The following is a 21,391-nucleotide window of genomic DNA, read 5'->3' as shown; positions in this document are numbered from 1 at the left end:
TTTTCTTAGTTGCTTATTAATCTCAAGGAAAAAGGTTATGAAAAAAACAACAGCTATTTTGTTGGGAACAGCGTTACTGTTTACGACCAATGCGTTTGCTGCTCAGCTAATGACCAAAAATGAGTTTGAGAAAGTGGCGTCTCAGTATGAAAAGATCGGTACGGTAAGCACCTCGAATGAAGTATCGGTTGATGACGCGAAAAAAGAACTGATTGATAAAGCTGATAAGAAAGGCGCGGATGTGCTGGTGCTTACTTCAGGTAACACCAACAATAAAATTCACGGTACGGCTAATATTTACAAGAAAAAATAATGACTCCACAGCCACTCCGGTATCGGGGTGGCTGCCCAGGTTCCTCCCAATCCCTTGCTACCTCCAGCATGAAGTGTTAAAACGTGCCCCTTCTAAAAAAGAGACAGGGGTAGGACGTGAAAGACGCGTCATCCGCTTCAGGCAACGGTAGCGCTGAAGTTTCGTCGGAACACAATCCGACGCTGCAACGTGGTTTGCAAAATCGACATATTCAGTTAATTGCCCTCGGCGGCGCAATTGGTACCGGGTTGTTTCTCGGTATCGGCCCCGCGATTCAGATGGCTGGCCCGGCGGTTCTGCTGGGTTACGGTATCGCCGGGGTTATCGCCTTCCTGATCATGCGCCAGCTCGGTGAGATGGTCGTTGAAGAGCCGGTTTCAGGCTCCTTCGCACACTTTGCTTATAAATACTGGGGCCCGTTTGCAGGCTTCCTGTCCGGCTGGAACTACTGGGTGATGTTCGTGCTGGTGGGGATGGCTGAGCTGACGGCGGCTGGCATCTATATGCAGTACTGGCTGCCGGATGTTCCGACGTGGATTTGGGCGGCGGCCTTCTTCATTATTATTAATGCCGTTAACCTCGTGAATGTCCGCCTGTATGGAGAAACCGAATTCTGGTTCGCGCTGATCAAAGTGCTGGCGATTATCGGTATGATCGGCTTTGGCCTCTGGCTGTTGTTCTCCGGTCACGGTGGCGAGCGCGCCACTATCGACAACCTGTGGCAACACGGTGGTTTCCTGGCAACGGGCTGGAAGGGGCTTATCCTCTCTCTGGCCGTGATTATGTTCTCCTTTGGCGGGCTGGAGTTGATTGGTATCACCGCCGCTGAAGCGCGTGATCCGCATAAAAGTATCCCTAAAGCGGTCAACCAGGTGGTGTACCGTATTCTGCTGTTCTATATCGGTTCGCTGGTGGTGCTGCTTGCGCTTTACCCGTGGGTTGAGGTGAAGTCTGACAGCAGTCCATTTGTAATGATTTTCCACGATCTGAACAGCAACGTGGTGGCCTCTGCGCTGAACTTCGTCATTCTGGTGGCGTCACTCTCGGTCTATAACAGCGGTGTCTACTCCAACAGTCGCATGCTGTTTGGTCTCTCTGTGCAGGGCAACGCGCCGAGGTTTCTTACCCGCGTCAGCCGTCGCGGCGTGCCGGTGAATTCGCTGTTGCTTTCTGGTGCTATCACGTCGCTGGTGGTGTTGATTAACTATCTGTTGCCGAAAGAAGCCTTTGGCCTGCTGATGGCGCTGGTTGTCGCTACGCTGCTCCTGAACTGGATCATGATTTGCCTCGCGCACCTGCGTTTTCGCGCAGCGATGCGCCGTAAGGGGCGTGAAACACAGTTTAAGGCGCTGCTCTATCCGGCAGGCAACTATCTCTGTATCGCTTTCCTGGGGCTGATTCTGGTGCTGATGTGCACGATGGATGAGATGCGCCTGTCGGCGATGTTGCTGCCAGTGTGGGTGATTTTCCTGTTTGCGGCGTTTAAGCTTTCCCGCAAGAAATAGTGCCGTTTTCGCCCGGTGGCGTTGCGCTACCGGGCTTAAATGCTTATTTCGCGATAACACCTGCCAGAGATCGAATGTCGTTTCCGGTAGGGGACTGGTGAATACGCAGACCAAATTCGTCTACTACAGCAAAGATATGGTCGAAAATATCAGCCTGAATGGCTTCATACTCCGCCCAGATAACCGTGTTAGTGAAGGCGTAAATTTCAATCGGCAAACCATTCGCGTCGGGCGCTAACTGGCGCACCATCAGCGTCATATCTTTGCGAATACGCGGGTGATTGCGCAGATATTCATTCAGGTAGGCGCGGAAGGTGCCAATATTGGTCATCTTACGCAGGTTTAATACCGATTCCCCTTCACCGTTTTCCTGATTCCACAGGTTAATTTCCTCGTGCCGCGCGGCCATATAGGGCTTAAGCAGCTTCGCCTGAATCAACTGCTGCTGTTCCTGCTCGTTGAGAAAATGAATACTGGTGGTATCAATATTCAGGCTGCGCTTAATACGTCGCCCGCCAGAAGCCGACATTCCGCTCCAGTTGATAAAGGCATCGGACACCAGCGCCCACGTCGGGATCGTTGTGATGGTGTTATCGAAGTTTCTCACTTTCACGGTGGTCAGGCCGATATCTGTTACCGTGCCGTTCGCGCCGAATTTAGGCATTTCCAGCCAGTCGCCCAGCTTGAGCATATCGTTGGCGGAAAGCTGTATTCCTGCGACCAGCCCCAGAATCGGATCTTTAAATACCAGCATGAGGACTGCGGCCATCGCACCCAGCCCGCTAATCAGAATGGCGGGGGATTGTCCAATTAGCAGGGAGATAATTAAGATCCCTACCAGAATAGCGCTCACCAGCTTGATCCCCTGGAATATCCCCTTCAGCGGCAGTTGTGACGCGGTGGCCATTTTCTGCGACAGATTAAAAATCACATCCAGCAGGGAGAAGAATGAGAGAAGCGCATAGACCATCACCCACAGCTTCGCGCAGGTGGTGAGTATTTCCGCCGCTTCGCTGCCTTTTTGCAGCCACAAAACCGCCTGAACGTTAACGATTATCCCCTGAAGGGTAAAGGCCAGACGGTGAAATAACTTATTCTGGGTAATAATCTGTAACCACAAATGGCTACTGGCCTGCGCGCGTTTCTCAAAAATGCGCAGTACCCCTTTGTGCAGAATAAAATGAACGATAAGGGCAGTAAGGAAAATAATACCAAAGATAATCACTAAAGAAGTAGTGTGATTAATTTCAATGCCTAACTCTTCAACCTGAGCAATTAATTCCTGCATAACGTCTCCTGTATTGATGCAGCCCCATAATGGCGGCTGCAAACCAGTTATGCAAATTCACCAGGCTTATTTAGCGACATGGCAGGTTTTTACCACGGGCAGACACAGACGATGACGCATACGTAATGTCGCCAGCGCAAGGATAAGCATCAAACCTGTTTCGACGGCCAGGAAGAGGTTTATCGCCTGAGTATAATCCCCGTGATGATTCCTCAGCCCGTGCAGCAAAATTGCACCGAAAATGGCCGGACCAAGACCGAGTGCCGCCTGCTGAAGCGTACTCAGGATCGCACTCGCGGCACCGGCATCATCAGGTTGGATGTCGCGCATCCCGATGCGGTAGAAGCTGTTGACGATCAGCGCCTGTCCATAGCCAACCAGGCCGGTCGCCGGAACCAGGGTCAGAGTTGTGTTGTTCATGCCCCAGAGGCGGAATGTGGCGATCAACGCCAGCAGGCCGATAATCTGGATCGCCAGCCCGGTCAGCAGGATCGTGCTGGTGCTGTAGCGGGCGATCAGACGCGGGGCAAACCAGGCTGAAATAAAGTAGGTCACACCCAGGGCGATAAAACTGTTCCCCGATTGCCACGGCGCCATCCCGAGACCGGTTTGCATGGTCAGCGCCATGCAGAACATAAACCCGGACCAGACGCTGAAAAAGAGCATCGCAATCAGCACGCCAAAGCGAATGCTGCGAAGCTGTATCAGACGCGGTGGGATCAGCGGATGGGCATCTTCACGCTCTTTTTTACGGGCATTCAATACCATCAGATATCCCAGCGGGATAATCGCAATCAGCGCGGCCTTCAGCGGCCAGGACCAGTGCCACTGCGGGCCAAGGGCCATCGGGAACAGCAGGCAGCAAAGGATCACTGCCAACAGGACGGTGCCCACCCAGTCAATGCGCGACGGCGTTTCGCGACGGGTTTCCGGCACATAGCGACGGCTCAACGCCAGAACCACCAGACAGATGGGCACGTTGATAAAGAACGCGTTACGCCAGCCCAGCCCGGCGATATCTGCTGACACCAGCCAGCCGCCACCCATTTGCCCGACGATAAACGCGATCCCGCCGATCCCGCCAAACAGGCTTATCGCTTTGGCGTGGGCCGTACCTTTCAGGGTGACATGCAGTGTGGCGAGAATTTGCGGCATGATCAACGCCGCGCCAGCACCCTGCACAATACGTGCAGCAAGCAGTTGTTCAATGTTGCCCGCCATCCCGCATAGCAGCGAAGCCAGGCCAAAAATTGCCACGCCCCCCATAAACAGACGACGACGCCCAAGGTTATCCCCCAGCTTGCTGCCGAGTGCGAGGCACACGGCGAAGGCCACACCGTACAGGGCGACAATCAGCTCCAGCTCGGTGGCGGTGGCATGCAGGGAATGGGTGATGGCATCCAGCGCTACGTTGGTGATTGAGGTATCAATCATGGGCAGCATCTGGCCGGTTAACAGCAATATCAGGCCTGCGCGACCCGGTGAAACAACTGACGTATTCATGGTAACTCCATTGCGTCATTCAACAGATGGTCGTAGCATCAACTATCTGATAAACGGGTACCAGTTCTTGCCTATACTGGTACTGGCACTACCATGCAGGGGGATTTATGGCGCTGATGTCTGAACCTGTCATCTCGCTGAAAGATGACACCCGAAAACAGCTGGGGGCATTTCTGCGTGCCCGTCGCGAAAGCCTCGATCCGCAGCGTCTCGGCCTTCCGCGCAGTGGTCGTCGACGCACGCCGGGGTTGCGCCGGGAAGAGGTCGCTCTGTTAGCTGATGTGGGCGTCACCTGGTACACCTGGCTTGAGCAGGGCAGGGATGTTAATCCTTCCAGCGCGGTCATGGCCGCCGTCGCAAAAGCACTGCAATGTACCCCGACTGAAACACGGCATCTGTTTGTACTGGCCGGGTTACCACCGGGTGAAGCGCCGCAGGCGACCTGCTGCGAGGGGATCAGCGAAGGTACGCGCCGCCTGCTGGATACGCTGATGCCAAAACCGGCCAGCATTCAGAAACCGAATTTCGATATCGTGGCGTGGAACGACAGCTTTGGTCATCTGATGGGCGTCGATTTCAATGCGATCCCGCCGGAAGATCGCAACTGTATTTATCTGTTCCTCACGCATCCTGCGTGGCGTGCTCGGCTTGGCAGACGTGACGATGTACTGCCGATATTTGTCTCCTATTTCCGGGCGGCGATGGCCGAGCATCGGGGTGACCCGCTGTGGGAAGCTAAACTGGCACGCTTCTTCGCGGTATCTGACGAGTTTAAAACCCTGTGGCACCAGCGTAACGAGGTGCGCGGCGTGGAAAACCAGCTCAAGCTATTCACCCACCCTGAACTTGGGGAGTTTACCCTGCAACAAATGTACTGGTACTCTGCCCCACGCAACGGTTCGCGACTGCTGGTTTATCTGCCAGTGGATGACGCGGGGGAAAAAGCAATGGAATGGCTGGCGGAGCAGGCAAAATGAACGTTACCCGAAAACAGGAGCGGCTTTTACGTCGCGCACTCGATGAGTGGCAACAGGACGGTGTGTTAACCCACGACGAACATCAACGGCTGACCGGTACCCTGAAACGCGTCACCATGGACTGGCAGCGCCTTAGCCGCTACGCCTTCTGGACGGCACTCGCCTGCGTGATCATCGCCATTGGCAGCCTGTTCTCCGACAGTGAGTTGATGGCGCGTATTATCGAATTCTTCGCTTTCTCTTCTTTCGCCCGCATCGGGTTACCGGCGCTGATAGCGGTGCTGTTTTACCTGTGGGGATTCAGTCGACAGCGGCGGGAAACCCAGTGGCACTACAGCACTGAGGCGATCCTGTTCCTTGGGGTCTTCTTTACCGCCATCGCGCTCTGGCAGCTTGGTGAACGGCTCGATAACGGCAGCGGCCACGTGGCGCCGTTGTTCCTGGCAGGCTGCGTGATTTACGGGCTGGTGGGCTTTTTTGGTCGCTCGGGGCTGGTGTGGCTGTTTTTCCTGCTTTCACTCGGCAACTGGTTTGGTGCTGAGACGGGCTATGTATCCGGCTGGGGCGCGTACTGGCTGGGGATGAACTACCCGGTACGGTTTATCTTCTTCGGTGGCGGACTGCTGGCGTTGTGCTGGGTTCTGCGGGCGTTATTGCAGGCGCGACAGCTCTATACGACCAGCAAAGCAATGGGGTTAACGTACCTGTTTGTCGCCCTGTGGATCATGTCGATTTTTGGCAATTACGATATTGATAACTGGTACAGCGTGACGCAGGCTTCGCTTCTGCCGTGGGCGCTGCTGTTTGCGGTGGCCGCGGTAATATGCATTTATATCAGCCTGAAAACCGACGACGGTATGCTACGCGGCTTTGGTCTGACGTTTCTCGCCATCAACCTTTATACCCGTTATTTCGAGTACTTCTGGGACGGCATGAATAAGGTGGTGTTCTTCCTGATTCTGGCGGTGTCGCTGGCGGTGATAGGGCGGTATGCGGAACGGATTTGGCACGCAGGGAACCCAGTGAAGTAAGTTTTTTGCGAGCAGCTTGCAGGGAATCACAGTGAGTTGTGTTATATCGGTTTTAAACGCGTAAGGTGAATTTTCATTCTAACCCCCCCCTGAACTACACCATTCAGATGGGTAGTAAAGTGGATTATACTTACGCGATGAGAAACCACGATGTCGCCACTGATGATTGATTCCGCAGATTTCAGCCAAAAACTAGGGCTTATCTCCCGAAACGTTGAACACACCGAAGCTTTTCTGGCGCGTGGTACGGCTGATTTTCAGTTGCCGGGGTTTATGTTGCCAGTCGGATATCGTCTCCTGAAATCACGGTTCAGCAATGAGTACCGTCTCGTGACCACCGAAGGTGGCAAACCCTATACCGCGTATGCCGTTAAGTTGACATTTCATAATGAAATTACTTTTCCACACGGTGCCGCTACGCAAGTTATGGTCTGGCGTACCCCCCGCGCTGTCCATCAACCCGTAATAAACGGATTGCCGCAATTGTTCTTTCAGTGGGTACTAAACGAATACGATATTGTTGTGTCAGACAGCGAACAAACCGGAGATGGGCAGCGGTTTTGGCTACGCATGATCGACTGGGCATTTACCATGAATTATCGTATTAGCGTGGCGGACGGTACGGAAGGGGAAGCCTGGCAATTAACGCCAGTTCATTCATACGCGGAGCTGGAAGAACGATGGATCACGTTTGCGTGGGGTTACGATCGTGACGTTCATCCGCATCGCAGACTGGTGATCAGCAAAACGTAACGGGCCGCACTGAGCGGCCCGTTTTGTTTAGCACTCGGTCACAACCGTGCTCAGCGGCAGGCGAGATTTCGGCAGCGTGGCATTGAAATCTTCCACGCTGTGGTGGCCAACAGGCACCACCACCAGGCTGGTAAAGCCTTTCTCTTTCAGACCAAATTCTTCGTCGAGGATCGCAGCGTCGAAACCTTCAATCGGTACCGCGTCCAGACCCATCGCACCCACACCCAGCAGGAAGTTACCGACGTTCAGATAAACCTGTTTCGCCATCCACTGGTCGTCATCTTTCAGATCCACGCGGTGCATGTCAGCAAAATAGGTGCGGCCTTTGTGGTTCGCGGCTTTCGCTTCTGATGTAGCAAAGCGGCCATCAGCTTCTTCCTGATCCACAACGCGCTCCAGCCAGGCGTCATCCATCGCCGTTTTCGCGCAGAACACTACCACGTGAGAAGCATCCAGCATTTTGCGTTCGTTGAAGACATAGGTGCCCGCAGCAGACTTCGCCACGCGAGCTTTACCTTCCTCGGTGCTGGCAATAATAAAGTGCCATGGCTGGGAGTTGGTGCTGGACGGGCTGTACTGCAGCAGGGTTTTGATTTTTTCCGCTTCTTCAGCGGTCAGTTTTTTGCTTGCGTCGAACGCCTTGGTGGAGTGGCGTTTCAGGGCGACAGAAATGATATCCATAACAACTCCTGGTGATGAAATTCGCCCGTGCGTGGGCGCGAAAGGTGAGCAGATTACAGCGCGACGCGGAAAAAGATAAGTGCAATTCGAGCGCTTACTCTGTTCGTCTCAGACGAACAATCAGGCCGGACGGATCCACTTCTGGTCTTTTTTCGGCAGCTTATCCACCACCAGATGCCAGGAATCATTGATGAGGTCGGTAACCAGTTCCGGTGTCACATCGTCAGTGCCGTAAAGGGAAATCCAGTGCTTTTTACTCAGATGATAGCCCGGCTCTATCCCGCGATAGATCTGCTGATTTAGCAGGGATTTCTCCGGGTCTGATTTCAGGCTGACGTGTGGCCGTCCGTGGGCGACGGCCACAATCATGAAAATTTTTCCGCCCACTTTAAACACGTCAAATTCCGGCCCAAACGGCCAACAGTGTTCGGTGAACGGCAGTTCCAGCGCCACGCGTTTTGCGTGCTCCTGCAATGCCTTACTCTCCATCGCTCTCCTCCTGGGCAAGCCCGCGCCACATCACCTCAAAGCCGAGCGCTTTAAAATCAACGGCGCGGGAAGGATCGCGGGTGGCAAATTCCATCGTCGCTTCGGCCAGCGATAAAAATAGCGCATCGCCGAATGTTTTAAATTCATCAGACATAAATACATGACGCACCGAGCGGCGGCAGAGTTAATGCAACTCGGGGAACATCTCTCTCACGGCCTGCTCAGTTTCAGCGTTGATCTTTTCACTCACGCCAAGCTGACGAATCGCGGCGTGGGCGAGAGGGTTTTTGATCCCCCAGTCAACGTAGCTATTCCAGATGTTTCGCGTGTGCTCTTTTGGTGTGGTAAGGCTGCGATCCAGGTTGGATAGCATTGCCTGACAGAGATCCTGCTTCAGATGCAGATAGAGGGCATTCAGCAGATCGTCTTTGGTAGCAAAGTAGCGAAACAGAGTCCCTTCGGCGACGCCCGCGTTTCGGGCGATGAGTGCCGTTGAGGCGGCAATACCTGACTGTGCAAACGCCACTGTTGCGGCTTCCAGTAAGGCCTGTTTTTTATCTTCACTCTTCGGACGTGCCACTAAATTTTTCCCCCTGTCAATTATTAAAAACCCTGATTGAAACACGTGCTTTGACACGCTGCAACGCGGAATGTCAAAGATCGAAAACGTCTTGACGACTTTATCATCACATCTATAATGAGTGCTTACTCACTCATAATCAAGTTTACCCTGTGTAACCCATCGGATGGGGCGCGTTTTCGGGTCAGGATATGAAAAAACCTCAATTCATCTGCGTGGTGTTTGTCATGATTATTGCTTCAGCTGCAAGTTTTCCGTTTGTTCTGAATGCCGGATTTGGCCAGTCCCCGCAGGGAGCTCAGCTCACGGAAGTCGAGGCTTCCCCACAACATCGTGACGGGAAATTCCACAATACGTTGCCAACACCGGGTTATAACGGTGACAAAAATATGCTGGTGGCGATGTGGGAGTTTCTGACCAAAAAAACTGAAAACGCACGCCCGGCACAGCCGCTGCCGTTGGTGAAAACCGATCTCACGAGCCTGCCGCTGGAGCAGGAGACTCTGGTGTGGCTTGGTCACTCCTCCTGGTATCTCCAACTGGCGGGTAAACGCATTCTGATCGACCCGGTGCTGGGCAACTATGCCGCGCCGTTCTCGTTCCTGAATAAAGCGTTTGCCGGTGAGTATCCGTGGCGCGCTGAGAGCATGCCGGAAATCGACCTGCTGATTATCTCTCACGATCACTACGATCATCTGGATTACGCCACCATCAGGGCATTACTGCCGAAGGTGAAGCGTGTGGTGACGCCGCTGGGTGTCGGATCTCATCTGCGTTACTGGGGGATGAAACCAGAGATTATTGACGAGCGAGACTGGAACCAGTCTGTGCGCATCAGTGATGAATTGACGGTGCATGTACTGCCAGCGCGTCACTTCTCCGGACGCGGTATCAAACGCGATCAAACCTTGTGGGGCAGTTTTATGTTCGTCACGCCAGAGCAGAAGGTTTACTACAGCGGTGACTCCGGGTACGGCCCGCACTTTAGGGCTATCGGCGAACAGTTTGGCGAGGTGGATTTAGCCATTATGGAAAACGGCCAGTACGACCAGGACTGGAAGTACATCCACATGCTGCCGGATGAAACGGCGCAGGCTTCAGCCGATCTTAATGCAAAAGCCGTCGTGCCCGGGCATAACGGGCGCTTTGTACTGGCGAAACACACATGGAACGACCCGCTGATCCAGCTGGCAAAAGCCAGTAAGGACAAAAACTATCGGCTGCTGACACCAGAGTTGGGCGAGCCTGTTCGGGTGAGTGATACCACGCAAACATTTCGTGAATGGTGGGAATAATGTTTAAGCGAGAAGCAGAGGGGGAGAGCAGTATGACCATTTCCGCTCAAGTCATTGATACCATCGTCGAGTGGATCGACGACAATCTGCATCAGCCATTACGTATTGACGAGATTGCTCGCCACGCGGGTTACTCGAAATGGCACCTGCAGAGACTCTTTATGCAGTACAAAGGGGAGAGTCTGGGACGTTATATCCGTGAACGCAAGCTGTTGCTGGCGGCGCGCGATTTGCGCGAATCAGACGAGCGCGTCTATGAAATCTGCCTGCGCTACGGGTATGACTCGCAGCAGACGTTTACGCGCATCTTTACCCGCACGTTCAACCAGCCGCCTGGAGCATACCGCAAAGAGAATCATAGCCGGGCGCATTGAACGTATCGAAATTCAGGCCGGGTAAGGCGTAGCCATCACCCGGCTTTTTTATGGCTTACGACGCCAGTGAAAACCAGCGACGCCAGACGAAACGCAACACGAAGAATTCGATAACCCCAAGCAGTAAAAACCACAGGCAGAACAAAATGGTGTAAAGCTGGTTAAGATCGACCATATGGAAGGTGGTAACCAGTTTCTCCGCCAGCACCAGTCCTGGCGAGGGCGCAGGAAGCAGCAGGCACGAAAGCAGGGCCAGCAATAAAATGCCTCCCGCTGTGAGCAGCGATTCTAACGGGTGTTTCATCTTAATGTTAATCGTCAGTTAAAAATGTCATTGTCCGGCATCGCGGGATGTAAAGCAATGCGGAGAAATTCCTGAAGAGGATAGGGAGATTACGGGGGCGTCGCCCACAGCTCGCAGTGTTTCTGAACCAGAGAAATAAGCGAGCCACCGTCGGCGATAAAATCCCGCATGCGTTGCGCTTCGCTCTTGCCCTGTTTTAACAGCAGGGCGATTTCCGTCATCGCGCTTGTAGCACCGAGCTTCCCGGCGGACGGTGCAACCTGCTCAAGCAGCCAGGCAATATCTTCTGCCACCGTTTTTTGCTCACCGGTATGCACGTCCGTCAGAATACCTTCTAACCCGTAACGACAGGCCTGAAAACGGTTAAAGTTATACAACAGAAAGTCTTTTTCCTGGTGTATAAACGGTCGGGTAGTCAGCAGCCAGTGCGAGGTCGCCTGGATCAGCCCGGCGATATTGATCGCGTGGCCGAGCGTCAGCGGGGTGTCCATCACTCGTACTTCTACGGTGCCGAAATGTGGGCTGGGACGAATATCCCAGTGCAGATCTTTGATGCTGTCGATCATGCTGGTGGCACTCAGACGGCGGAACAGCCCTTCAAACTCCTGCCAGTTATTCACCCATGGCATCAGGCCGTGATCCGGGAACCCCGAAAAGATGTTGAGCCGCGACGAGGCAAACTTCGTGTCCGTGCTTTGCATGTACGGTGATGCCGCCGCCAGAGCAATAAAGTGCGGCACAAAACGTGACAGACCGTGCAGCAGATAAATGGCGTCATCCCCGGTCCGGCAACCGATGTGCACATGCTGGCCGAACACGGTCGCCTGCAAAATCAGATAGCCAAAGCGCTCAAGCCTGATGTTATAGCGCTCGTCGTCGCATACCTCCTGGCGTTGCCACTTCTGGAACGGATGTGTTCCTCCACCGCAGATCTGAAGATGCTGATCCGCTGCCGCGCGCAGAATGCTTTGCTGAATCACAGAGAACTGTGCTGCCGCCTGGTTGATGTTCTGGCACACGCCAGTAGCGATTTCGAGCATGCTTTCGGTGATATCGTGCTTCACTTCACCGCCTTTGATGCCGTCTTTGACGGCGGCGATAAGGGCAGAGGAGTCCTGGCTGAGATCGTATCCAGGCGGGTTCACCACCTGCAGTTCGAGTTCGATGCCGAGGGTGAAAGGTTCAGAAGACTTGAAATCGGGTAAAGGCATGGCGCACTCCGTTGTCTGTTATGTGTTGAGTATAGACAACGAGGGTGGCGCGCTCGTCTCAGGGTGGTATAACTGTTAGCAGGCTGAGCAAAAGGGGAGTGACTCATGTCTGACTATCCAACCATTGCGCTGATTGGACCCGGTGCGATTGGGACCACCATTGCTGCAGTGCTGCATGACGCTGGCCGCACGCCGCTGTTGTGCGGACGCACCGCGCACCCGGAATTACGTTTGCGTCACGATGAGGGGGAAACGGTGGTGTCCGGTCCGGTATTAACGGATCCGACCGTCATCACGTGCCCCGTTGATCTGGTTTTTGTGGCGGTAAAAACGACGCAAAATGCCGACAGCGCCGGATGGCTGCGCGTGCTGTGTGACGAAAACACCGTGGTCTGCGCCCTGCAAAACGGCGTTGAGCAAAAAGCCCAGCTTGCGCCGTGGGTCAACGGCGCAACGGTGCTGCCGTCGGTGGTCTGGTTCCCGGCGCAGCGTGAGCCGGATGCCTCAGTATGGCTGCGCGCCAAACCGCGTCTGACATTGCCGGATGTCCCGCAGGCACAACGAGTGGTCGATGCCCTGCGTGGCACACGCTGTGCGGTTGAACTGTCGGCAGATTTCTCCAGTGTGGCATGGCGCAAACTGCTGCAAAATGCGGTAGCTGGCCTGATGGTGCTGGCCAATCGTCGCGCCGGGATGTTCTCTCGCGAGGATATTAGCGAGCTGGCGCTTGCGTATTTGCGTGAAGGGCTGGCCGTCGCTCGTGCCGAGGGGGCAAACCTGGACGATGAGGTGGCACAAGAGATCCTGGCAAACTTTCAGCGTGCACCTGCCGATTTAGGCACATCGATCCTCGCAGACCGTCAGGCCAACCGGCCGCTGGAGTGGGATATTCGTAACGGTGTTATTCAACGCTATGGTCGTGCGCACGGTATCCCGGTTCCCATTAGCGATGTGGTGGTGCCACTGCTGGCGGCAGGGAGTGAAGGCCCGGGATAAAGGAGAAAGCGGTTTTCGAGAGAGGGGAGCACTGGCATCCATTGCGGAATATTCAGAATCTATCGTTGATATCTGATTAATAAGCTCCCGATCTCCTTTTATTGATGTGGCAAGTCATTACAGAGCTCTTGTAACTCATTGAACAGTCTTGCCACATGAAAACCGTCGCACACGGAGTGGTGTACCTGAACGGCGAGAGGCAACAATACTTTTCCATCTTGTTCGTAATATTTTGCAAGAGTGAACATCGGAGCAAAAAAGTTCTGCATATTAGCAACGTTGACATTAAAACTGGTAAAGCTCACCCAGGGAATAGCCGATACGAAAAATATATTTTCCCGAGATTCTTCCTTCGGCCAATAAGCAAGGATATTACCATAGCGTGCAACGTCTTCTGAATAAGTATCCTGGAAGTGTTGAATATTGCCATCGTAATGGCTCCACATTGACGAAAAAGTCTCTGTTTCATTATGGAAAATAGTATAGTTGGGATGAATTTCATTCCAAATGACAAGCTCATTGTTTTTTATAGCCATACGGAACTCCGTATGCCGGTTGACAATTTTAGCAAGGAGGAAAATCATCGTAGGATAGAATTTCCAGCCAACCTCTTTTATATGTTTCAGCAGCGCGGTAATGTCTATCAGAACCGTTTGGTTAAATGTACTTTGAGCAAACCCCTGAAATACCTCAAAATGCTCTTTTCTTGCCCAACGCGATAAATCAACGGGTGTATATTCTGGAATTATTTTTTTCATTTTTTATCCTTTTGCTGGCAAGCCGACAGGTTCCGAACCGTGCTGGTCGAGAACGCACTGGTGAGAGTAGCGCATCCTTATACGGGATGAAAGAAGATGCCATAGCATATCCGCTCTGCAGCCTGGTTCAACTCTGGCTCGTCGCAAGAGCGGATAACAACAGCGGAGTAGGTTTAATTTGCCTTATGGAATCACCGTCAAAGGTTTACTCCATGTCCTGAAGAGTCGACTTAACCGCCTTTAATGTCCTTCTACGGATCCAGCCACTGCCCGCCCGTATTGCCAGCCAGTAAGCTGCCATTTTTAACAGAGTACTTCTGTCCGGACAAAAGACGAACGTCTCCGTAGAGAGTTCATATTGGCCTGACGCCAGTTCTGTGACCTGGTAGCGTAGCAACAGTTTCGCGCGGCCCGGCGCGACTGGCGTCTGAAAAGCACTGGCATCCGGTATGTTTTCCAGATTGAAATCGGTACGCCAGAATTGTCCTCGTAAGCCATAGCAGAGCTCAGATGCAGAGCTTTTTAAAAGGGTAAAACTGTGCAACCCAAAATTACTGATCGAATTATCCTGTGTATTGCGCATTAATTTTCGCGGTAATTGACGCAAAGACATCAACTGGCGAATCACCGGATCTTGCCGGACGTCAAAGTTTGCAATCAACGGCAGAATAGTTTCAGGGTGGGTAGTGTGAATGACCGTTCGGTGTTTTTCATGAAACTGGAACTGAGGTAAAAAAACGGGAGCATCCTGCCAGTTAGCAAGCGCATTGCGGGTAACGAATCCTGGATTCAGCATCTCTTTTCCTTGTCATCCCTTAAGCACAGCCAGAGTAACAGATGGCTTACCACAGGCAATTACCAGGAAAATAGAGTTGTATTTGGCCGAAATTCTGCTCTTTCACAAACTCCACCCGCCACCAGACCATGTCATGCAGTATTGCGAGGCGGTTTCCGGAAAGAGCATGCCGGGGTGTTATCCCGGCCTGCAACACGATGAATAACAGGTTTGCGAAATTACCCTGCAGCCTGCTGCTTATACATCTCTACGAGTTTCTTTTTTTGCTCCTGCGTGAGCATTTTACTGACGTTGGTGTAATACGTAATTCGACAATGTGCCGCCTGTTCATGCAGTCCATTCTGGATCGCTATTTGTTGCTTAAATACTTTCTCATCCACATTACCCGTTTTAACCATTTTTAAAAACGCCTGCGGATTAAATTGGCTAGCATCAATATTGTTCATGCACTCCTGTGCATCAGCATGCAGGTTAATGAGCTGCGTTTTTTGCGATTTATCTAGCTGTAACACGCTTCCAAACGTTTCTGGTTGAGGTGCCAGTGGCTCAGCAGCCAGCGTCATGCCTGAGAAGATGAAAGTCGACAAGCCTAATATGATAGTAGGAAATTTCATGGGATATTTCTCCATTTGAATAAGTGGTATTCACTGTAGCTGATATGGCTGCCTTAAAAAGTCTCATTTGGAACTTTCACCGAAATTATGGGGCGAAAAAACTCTGCCACCAATATGCCGTGGCAGAGAAACCGGACTTTCAAGGATGGAACGTATCTGACGATACGCAATAAACAGTAAGGTGAAATGATTATTCAGGTCAATTTTTACAAAGTACCAAATGACACTCCCGTTATTTATTCGGGCCGATATAGTTCGTGGCGATATTAAAAAAACAAACTTCGGACTTAAAGGCTAAAGAGATGAAAAACAATTATTCCCGTTTACTCGGAGGGTTGGTCATATCCTGCTCTCTGCTACTCACCGCGTGCGACCGCAACGCCCCGGTGCCCGGCGCACAGGCTCCCCATCCGGTAGGGGTGGTTACACTGCGCAGCCAGTCACTGCCTGTACAAACCGAACTTCCAGGTAGGGTATCGGCATTTCGGGTGGCTGATGTGCGTCCGCAGGTCAGCGGCATCATCCTGAAGCGAAATTTCGTGGAGGGAAGTCATGTGCATGAGGGCGAGTCCCTGTATCAGATAGATCCTGCGTCCTATCAGGCTGCGCTGAACAGTGCCAGAGGCGATCTCGCAAAAGCCACCGCTGCGGCCACTCAGGCGCATCTCACGGCGAACCGCTACCGTGCGCTGATAAAAACCCATTATGTCAGTCAGCAGGACTATGACACGGCGGTGGCTAACGCCCAGCAGGCTGATGCCCAGGTTGTAGCCCAGAAAGCGGTGGTCGAACAGGCGCAAATCAACCTCAACTACACCAAAGTGACCTCCCCCATTTCAGGCGTGATTGGTAAATCTTCCGTAACCGAAGGGGCGCTGGTCACCGACAGTCAGTCTTCAGCGCTTGCGACGGTGCAACAACTGGATCCGGTTTATATTGATGTGACGCAGTCCAGCGATGATTTTCTGGCGCTGAAAAGCGAGATGGCAAAAGGCCAGATCACGCAGCAGAACGGGCAGGCAGACGTCATGCTGCAGCTGGATAATGGTCGTCTGTATCCCAGTAAGTGCCAGCTTGAGTTTTCTGATGTCACTGTTGACCAAACAACAGGGTCGATTACGGTGCGCGCGGTGTGTCCAAACCCTGACAGCACACTGCTGCCGGGAATGTTTGTCCGTGCGCATCTCACTGAAGGGATGCGTACCGATGCCTTGCTGGTGCCGCAGCAGGCCATTACCCGTACACCGCGCGGTGATGCAACGGCGATGGTGGTGGACAGCCACAACCGGGCGCAGGTGCGTCGCGTTCAGGCTGCGCAGGCCACGGGTAATCAATGGCGTGTCACGGCGGGGTTATCGGCAGGTGACCGGGTGATCGTTACAGGTCAGCTGATGCTGCGACCAGGGATGACCGTTTTGCCAACCGAAGATGACAGCATGGCAGCATGGGCGCCTGGCAATCGTGCGGGGGGCAAATAATGTCGAACTTCTTTATTAGCCGTCCGATTTTTGCCTGGGTGATCGCCATTGTGCTGATGCTTGCCGGTGGCCTGTCGATCCTGAAGTTGCCTGTGTCGCAATATCCGACTATCGCACCACCCGCTGTGCAGATCACCGCCAGCTATCCGGGAGCTGATGCCAAAACCGTGGAAGACACGGTGACGCAGGTTATCGAACAGAAGATGAACGGCCTCGACGGCCTGATGTATATGTCTTCCAACAGCGACGCGATGGGCAATGCCACTGTGACGCTGACATTCAAAAACGGAACCGATCCTGATATCGCCCAGGTTCAGGTGCAAAATAAGCTGCAGCTGGCGATGCCGCTTCTGCCTGCCACGGTGCAGAGTATGGGCATTAATGTTCAGAAAGCCAGCAGCAGCTTTTTGATGGTTGTCGGGTTCACCGGTGAGAAGGGCAGTGCCTTAACACAGGCCGATCTGGCCGATTATGTGGCCTCAACCGTGCAGGATCCGATCAGCCGGACGCAGGGCGTTGGGCAGGTGCAACTGTTTGGTGCGCAGTATGCCATGCGTGTGTGGCTTGATCCGAACAAGCTGAACAACTACCAGCTCACCACGGAAGAGGTTGTAAAAGCGATCAAATCGCAGAATAACCAGATTGCGGGTGGACAGCTTGGGGCGTTACCGGCTCCGGCATCCCAGCGTCTGAATGCTTCTATCATCGCTCAGACCCGCTTAAGCACGCCGGAGCAGTTCGGTAACATTATTCTGCGCGTCAATGAAGATGGCTCAGAGGTTCGCCTGCGTGATGTGGCGCGCGTTGAGCTGGGCAGTGAAAACTACAGCTCCAGCGCGGAATACAACGGCGAGGCAGCGGCGGGGCTGGGGATCAAACTGGCCACTGGCGCGAACGCACTCGATACGGCGAAAGCCATAAAAGCCGAAATTAATACGCTGAAACCGTTTTTCCCGGCGGGAATGAAGGTGGTGTATCCGTACGACACCACACCGTTTGTGAAAATTTCTATCCACGATGTGGTGAAAACGCTGCTTGAAGCGATAGTGCTGGTGTTCCTGGTCATGTACCTGTTTATGCAGAACATCCGTGCCACCCTGATCCCGACCATTGCTGTACCTGTGGTGTTGCTGGGCACGTTCGGGGTGCTGGCCGCTTGTGGGTTCTCCATCAACACACTGACCATGTTCGGGATGGTTCTGGCGATAGGCCTGCTGGTCGACGATGCCATTGTGGTGGTCGAAAACGTCGAGCGCGTGATGACCGAGGAGGGGCTTTCCCCCGTCGAAGCGACCCGCAAATCAATGGGACAGATCCAGGGGGCGCTGGTCGGTATTACGATGGTTCTCTCCGCGGTATTTGTACCGATGGCCTTCTTTGGCGGCTCGACAGGGGCGATTTATCGCCAGTTCTCCGTCACTATCGTGTCGGCGATGGTGCTGTCCGTGACGGTGGCCATGATCCTGACGCCTGCGCTGTGTGCCACTCTTCTGAAGCCGGGCAACCATGCGCCGCAGCGGGGCTTTTTTGCCTGGTTTAACCGGATGTTCGACACCAATGCCGATCGCTATCAGAACGGTGTGGCGCGCATCGTCAACAAAACCGGGCGCATGATGGCAATTTACCTGCTGATTGTCGCCGGCATGGCCGCGATGTTTGTTTTCCTGCCAACCTCTTTCCTGCCAGATGAGGACCAGGGGGTATTTATGAACATGGTGCAGTTGCCTGCCGGAGCGACGCAGTCACGGACCCAGGCGAGTCTGGATAAGGTGACGCGCTACTATCTGCATAATGAAGCAGCGAATGTGAATTCGGTGTTCACCGTGGCGGGCTTTGGTTTTAACGGCAACGGTCAGAACAATGGTATTGCTTTTGTCAGCCTCAAAGACTGGTCTCAGCGCCACGGTGCCGCAAACCGCGTGGAGGCGATTATTCAGCGTGCCAATCATACGTTTGCCCGCACGATTCATGACGGCGTCGCTTTCGCCTTTAATCTGCCTGCCATTACGGATTTGGGCACCGCCACCGGCTTCGACTTTGAGCTGATCGACAAAGCCAACCGTGGCCATGCCGCGTTGACGCAGGCGCGAAATCAGCTGTTGATGATGACGCGTAAGTTCCCCAATGTGGTGACCAAAGTCCGGCCAAACGGGCTGGAAGATGCCCCGCAGTTGAAACTGGATATCGATCAGCAAAAAGCGGAAGCACTGGGCGTGAGCAATGACGCAATCAATAACACCATCTCTACTGCGCTGGGTGGCACCTACGTGAACGATTTCCTCGACAGAGGGAGAGTGAAAAAAGTCTACGTGCAGTCCGATCAGGCGTATCGCATGCTTCCGGATGACATCAACAGCTGGTACGTCAAGGGGAACCACAACCAGATGGTGCCGTTCTCGGCATTTGCCCGCGCCCGCTGGGAATATGGTTCACCACGCCTGGAGCGCTACAACGGCCAGTCATCCATGGAGATCCTGGGTGAGCCTGCACCAGGGCGCAGTTCAGGGCAGGCAATGATGCTGATGGAAAAACTGGCCGCCAAACTGCCAACCGGGTTTGGCTATCAGTGGACCGGCATGTCCTGGCAACAGCAGCAGTCGGGCAATCAGGCTCCCGCGCTGTACGCCATCTCACTGGTGGTCGTGTTCCTCTGCCTTGCTGCCCTGTATGAGAGCTGGTCCGTTCCGTTCGCCGTGATGCTGGTGGTGCCGCTGGGTATCATTGGCGCACTGGCAGGGGCCATGCTGCGCGGCCTGAACAATGATGTTTACTTCCAGGTCGGGCTGTTGACCACCATCGGTTTGTCGGCGAAGAACGCTATCCTGATCGTCGAGTTTGCCCGGGATCTGATGCTAAAAGAGGGGATACCTCTGCTGGAGGCCACGTTGCAGGCGGTACGCATGCGACTGAGACCGATCCTGATGACCTCGCTGGCCTTCATTCTGGGTGTTCTGCCGCTGGTGATCAGCGATGGTGCAGGAAGCGGTGCCCAGAATGCCGTCGGCACCGGTGTGATGGGCGGGATGATCAGCGCCACGTTGCTCGCCATCTTCTTCGTCCCGGTGTTTTATGTGGTGGTGATGCGGCTGGTGGCCCGTAAAAAATAGCACTTAATAGCGCAGCGGAAGGTGAACAATACGGATCAGTTTCCCTCGCTGCGCTTCCACGTAGCCACCTTCGGTCAGGTCTTTGAGGATCCGCAGGACCGTGCTGCGGGACAGCTTAGTGGTGGACTGAATATAACTGAGGATGGAGTGTGCCTGACGAAAGTCATCGTCTTTTAACTCCAGTTCCAGCAGCTTTCCACGGACAGTATCGTAAGCATTGTCGTTAAGCAGATGCAGGTCTCGCCAGGTGGAAAAGTGCAGATGAAACGCCAGTACGGTCGCGGCATCCTGCCATAGCAAGGGCTGCTCACTGAATACCTGCTGCGCTTTTTGGCCAGACAGCACATAAACCTCGCTCTCAGGTGCAAAGCGAACGTAGGTCGTGTCGCCCAGAGGCATCAGTATCTCAGCAAGACCGAAGATATGTGGTGCGGTGGCCATACTGAGTTCCAGGTCATCCTGCTTGCGGTGAAGCCAGAAATGACCTTCGGTCAGCAGATAGATCTCCGGACCATTTTTATAAAAACTCCGTGGACGGCGGACCAGCATCTTTTCAGCCTGCGGAAGCAGGGCATCCAGCAGGCGCTGAATGCTCTCCTGCGGTTTGAGCGCCAGTATTTTTTTCAGTGTGAGCTGGAATGTATCGGCGGTCGGTGTGGTCATGGCGATGTTTTTTTATGCTTGCGGGTGAGTAAATCAGTATCGCAGAACGCAAAATTATCGTCCATATTCCTCATTTCTACCTCACCAGAAACCGTGCGATATCGGTACAGAGAACTGGAGCACTCCCGCATGGTCTGTGGGGCAATAATCTGGGGATAGTCAGCCTTAAACACATATGCGAAACTTACCGCTTCTGAAAAAATGTGGTGGGACCCGCTCAATGTCAGAACCATCTTCGCAGTGCCTTTTCAGTGAAGGACTGATCAACTTTCCTGATGGCTATCAGGATCGTACCGTAAACGTATTCGCGCCGCCCGCTGCGGATGCACCAGCGTTCAATATCTCCCGCGATGCCCTCAACCCCGGCGAAACGCTTGCCGCGTATATCGATCGCCAGCTCGCCCTGATGGAAAAACACATCAAAGGCTGGAAGCAGGGTGAGCGCAGCGACGCGACGCTTGGCGCCAGCCTTTTGCAGGGTGAAATTGTCCATGCCAGCTACCTGCGCGACGGGAAACGCGTCTGGCAGCAGCAGGCGGTGTTTAATGTCGACAGCCATAAAATTCTGGTGTTCACCATGACCTGCACGCGCGCGCTGGATGATGCCGACAACGCGCTGTTTGGCGAACTTCTCAGGAGCTTCCGCTTCCACCAGTAACTTCAGGGACCGTTGTT

Annotated in this window: 21 protein-coding genes and 1 pseudogene; 11 read left to right on the top strand and 11 right to left on the bottom strand. The window is 53.6% G+C overall.

Annotation, left to right across the window (positions count from 1 at the left end; all coding sequences use genetic code 11):
• Positions 1 to 37 precede the first annotated feature (37 nt).
• Complete coding sequence (gene yahO / locus V6E55_RS21490) at positions 38 to 313, top strand: DUF1471 family periplasmic protein YahO (protein WP_114978005.1); 276 nt, start codon at positions 38 to 40, stop codon at positions 311 to 313.
• Positions 314 to 429: 116 nt separating this feature from the next.
• Positions 430 to 1,818, top strand: a complete 1,389-nt coding sequence (gene pheP / locus V6E55_RS21485; RefSeq protein ID WP_129996522.1) for a phenylalanine transporter — start codon at positions 430 to 432, stop codon at positions 1,816 to 1,818.
• Between the two features lie 43 nt (positions 1,819 to 1,861).
• On the opposite strand, the gene V6E55_RS21480 is transcribed toward pheP, so the two are convergent.
• Both V6E55_RS21480 and V6E55_RS21475 read right to left on the bottom strand, forming a co-directional pair.
• The gene (locus tag V6E55_RS21480; RefSeq protein WP_316943885.1) at positions 1,862 to 3,106 is read right to left on the bottom strand and encodes a mechanosensitive ion channel family protein; all 1,245 of its coding nucleotides are present in this window, start codon (positions 3,104 to 3,106) and stop codon (positions 1,862 to 1,864) included.
• A gap of 66 nt (positions 3,107 to 3,172) precedes the next feature.
• Entirely contained in the window at positions 3,173 to 4,609 is a 1,437-nt protein-coding gene (locus V6E55_RS21475; RefSeq protein WP_129996520.1) for an MFS transporter, read from the bottom strand.
• Between the two features lie 107 nt (positions 4,610 to 4,716).
• On the opposite strand from V6E55_RS21475, the gene V6E55_RS21470 reads away from it, so the two are divergent.
• The 3 genes from V6E55_RS21470 to V6E55_RS21460 all read left to right on the top strand — a co-directional run bounded on the left by V6E55_RS21470 (position 4,717) and on the right by V6E55_RS21460 (position 7,370).
• Positions 4,717 to 5,586, top strand: coding sequence for a helix-turn-helix transcriptional regulator (locus V6E55_RS21470; RefSeq protein WP_114978009.1), 870 nt, complete (start codon positions 4,717 to 4,719; stop codon positions 5,584 to 5,586).
• Positions 5,583 to 6,617, top strand: a complete 1,035-nt coding sequence (locus V6E55_RS21465) for a DUF2157 domain-containing protein (RefSeq protein WP_316943884.1) — start codon at positions 5,583 to 5,585, stop codon at positions 6,615 to 6,617. Before V6E55_RS21470 ends, V6E55_RS21465 begins: the two co-directional genes overlap by 4 nt.
• Before the next feature lie 150 nt (positions 6,618 to 6,767).
• The gene (locus V6E55_RS21460) at positions 6,768 to 7,370 is read left to right on the top strand and encodes a hypothetical protein (RefSeq protein WP_114978011.1); all 603 of its coding nucleotides are present in this window, start codon (positions 6,768 to 6,770) and stop codon (positions 7,368 to 7,370) included.
• Between the two features lie 27 nt (positions 7,371 to 7,397).
• Here the strand turns inward: V6E55_RS21460 and nfsB are convergent, their stop codons facing one another.
• The 3 genes and pseudogenes from nfsB to V6E55_RS21445 all read right to left on the bottom strand — a co-directional run bounded on the left by nfsB (position 7,398) and on the right by V6E55_RS21445 (position 9,120).
• Positions 7,398 to 8,051, bottom strand: a complete 654-nt coding sequence (nfsB, locus tag V6E55_RS21455) for an oxygen-insensitive NAD(P)H nitroreductase (protein WP_316943883.1) — start codon at positions 8,049 to 8,051, stop codon at positions 7,398 to 7,400.
• 120 nt (positions 8,052 to 8,171) lie between these two features.
• A complete protein-coding gene (locus tag V6E55_RS21450) occupies positions 8,172 to 8,540 on the bottom strand; it encodes an MmcQ/YjbR family DNA-binding protein (protein WP_114978013.1) in 369 nt (122 codons plus the stop codon).
• Positions 8,530 to 9,120: pseudogene (locus V6E55_RS21445) on the bottom strand (TetR/AcrR family transcriptional regulator). Before V6E55_RS21445 ends, V6E55_RS21450 begins: the two are co-directional and overlap by 11 nt.
• Before the next feature lie 191 nt (positions 9,121 to 9,311).
• Here V6E55_RS21445 and V6E55_RS21440 point away from each other — a divergent pair.
• Together V6E55_RS21440 and V6E55_RS21435 are read left to right on the top strand one after the other, a co-directional pair.
• The gene (locus tag V6E55_RS21440; RefSeq protein WP_316943882.1) at positions 9,312 to 10,415 is read left to right on the top strand and encodes an MBL fold metallo-hydrolase; all 1,104 of its coding nucleotides are present in this window, start codon (positions 9,312 to 9,314) and stop codon (positions 10,413 to 10,415) included.
• A 32-nt stretch (positions 10,416 to 10,447) separates the two neighbouring features.
• On the top strand, positions 10,448 to 10,789 hold the full coding sequence (locus V6E55_RS21435; protein ID WP_028018442.1) for a RamA family antibiotic efflux transcriptional regulator: 342 nt from the start codon (positions 10,448 to 10,450) through the stop codon (positions 10,787 to 10,789).
• Positions 10,790 to 10,844: 55 nt separating this feature from the next.
• On the opposite strand, the gene V6E55_RS21430 is transcribed toward V6E55_RS21435, so the two are convergent.
• Together V6E55_RS21430 and V6E55_RS21425 are read right to left on the bottom strand one after the other, a co-directional pair.
• Complete coding sequence (locus V6E55_RS21430) at positions 10,845 to 11,093, bottom strand: DUF1158 domain-containing protein (RefSeq protein WP_028018441.1); 249 nt, start codon at positions 11,091 to 11,093, stop codon at positions 10,845 to 10,847.
• 89 nt (positions 11,094 to 11,182) lie between these two features.
• The gene (locus V6E55_RS21425; protein ID WP_316943881.1) at positions 11,183 to 12,304 is read right to left on the bottom strand and encodes a YbdK family carboxylate-amine ligase; all 1,122 of its coding nucleotides are present in this window, start codon (positions 12,302 to 12,304) and stop codon (positions 11,183 to 11,185) included.
• A 105-nt stretch (positions 12,305 to 12,409) separates the two neighbouring features.
• On the opposite strand from V6E55_RS21425, the gene V6E55_RS21420 reads away from it, so the two are divergent.
• Complete coding sequence (locus V6E55_RS21420; protein WP_316943880.1) at positions 12,410 to 13,300, top strand: oxidoreductase; 891 nt, start codon at positions 12,410 to 12,412, stop codon at positions 13,298 to 13,300.
• Positions 13,301 to 13,398: 98 nt separating this feature from the next.
• On the opposite strand, the gene catA is transcribed toward V6E55_RS21420, so the two are convergent.
• From catA to V6E55_RS21405, 3 genes are all read right to left on the bottom strand, one after another.
• Entirely contained in the window at positions 13,399 to 14,058 is a 660-nt protein-coding gene (gene catA, locus V6E55_RS21415; RefSeq protein ID WP_129996514.1) for a type A chloramphenicol O-acetyltransferase, read from the bottom strand.
• 205 nt (positions 14,059 to 14,263) lie between these two features.
• A complete protein-coding gene (locus tag V6E55_RS21410) occupies positions 14,264 to 14,854 on the bottom strand; it encodes a hypothetical protein (RefSeq protein WP_316943879.1) in 591 nt (196 codons plus the stop codon).
• Between the two features lie 218 nt (positions 14,855 to 15,072).
• On the bottom strand, positions 15,073 to 15,468 hold the full coding sequence (locus tag V6E55_RS21405; protein WP_164881355.1) for a Spy/CpxP family protein refolding chaperone: 396 nt from the start codon (positions 15,466 to 15,468) through the stop codon (positions 15,073 to 15,075).
• Between the two features lie 302 nt (positions 15,469 to 15,770).
• Between V6E55_RS21405 and V6E55_RS21400 the strand changes: the two genes are divergently transcribed.
• Both V6E55_RS21400 and V6E55_RS21395 read left to right on the top strand, forming a co-directional pair.
• Positions 15,771 to 16,946 (top strand): efflux RND transporter periplasmic adaptor subunit, encoded by a 1,176-nt coding sequence (locus tag V6E55_RS21400; RefSeq protein WP_316943878.1) that lies wholly within the window; start codon positions 15,771 to 15,773, stop codon positions 16,944 to 16,946.
• A complete protein-coding gene (locus V6E55_RS21395) occupies positions 16,946 to 20,053 on the top strand; it encodes an efflux RND transporter permease subunit (protein ID WP_114978022.1) in 3,108 nt (1,035 codons plus the stop codon). Before V6E55_RS21400 ends, V6E55_RS21395 begins: the two co-directional genes overlap by 1 nt.
• Before the next feature lie 3 nt (positions 20,054 to 20,056).
• Here the strand turns inward: V6E55_RS21395 and V6E55_RS21390 are convergent, their stop codons facing one another.
• Positions 20,057 to 20,716 carry a helix-turn-helix domain-containing protein gene (locus V6E55_RS21390; protein WP_236921170.1) on the bottom strand — a complete coding sequence of 220 codons (660 nt, stop codon included), beginning with the start codon at positions 20,714 to 20,716 and terminating at the stop codon, positions 20,057 to 20,059.
• Positions 20,717 to 20,936: 220 nt separating this feature from the next.
• Between V6E55_RS21390 and V6E55_RS21385 the strand changes: the two genes are divergently transcribed.
• The gene (locus tag V6E55_RS21385; protein ID WP_316943877.1) at positions 20,937 to 21,374 is read left to right on the top strand and encodes a DUF1795 domain-containing protein; all 438 of its coding nucleotides are present in this window, start codon (positions 20,937 to 20,939) and stop codon (positions 21,372 to 21,374) included.
• The last annotated feature ends 17 nt before the right edge of the window (positions 21,375 to 21,391 follow it).

Source organism: Enterobacter sp. 342 (genome assembly GCF_036663495.1).
In the GTDB taxonomy this organism is placed as follows: domain Bacteria; phylum Pseudomonadota; class Gammaproteobacteria; order Enterobacterales; family Enterobacteriaceae; genus Enterobacter.
Note: the sequence above shows the minus strand (reverse complement) of the source record. Positions and strands in the feature narration are given on the sequence as shown.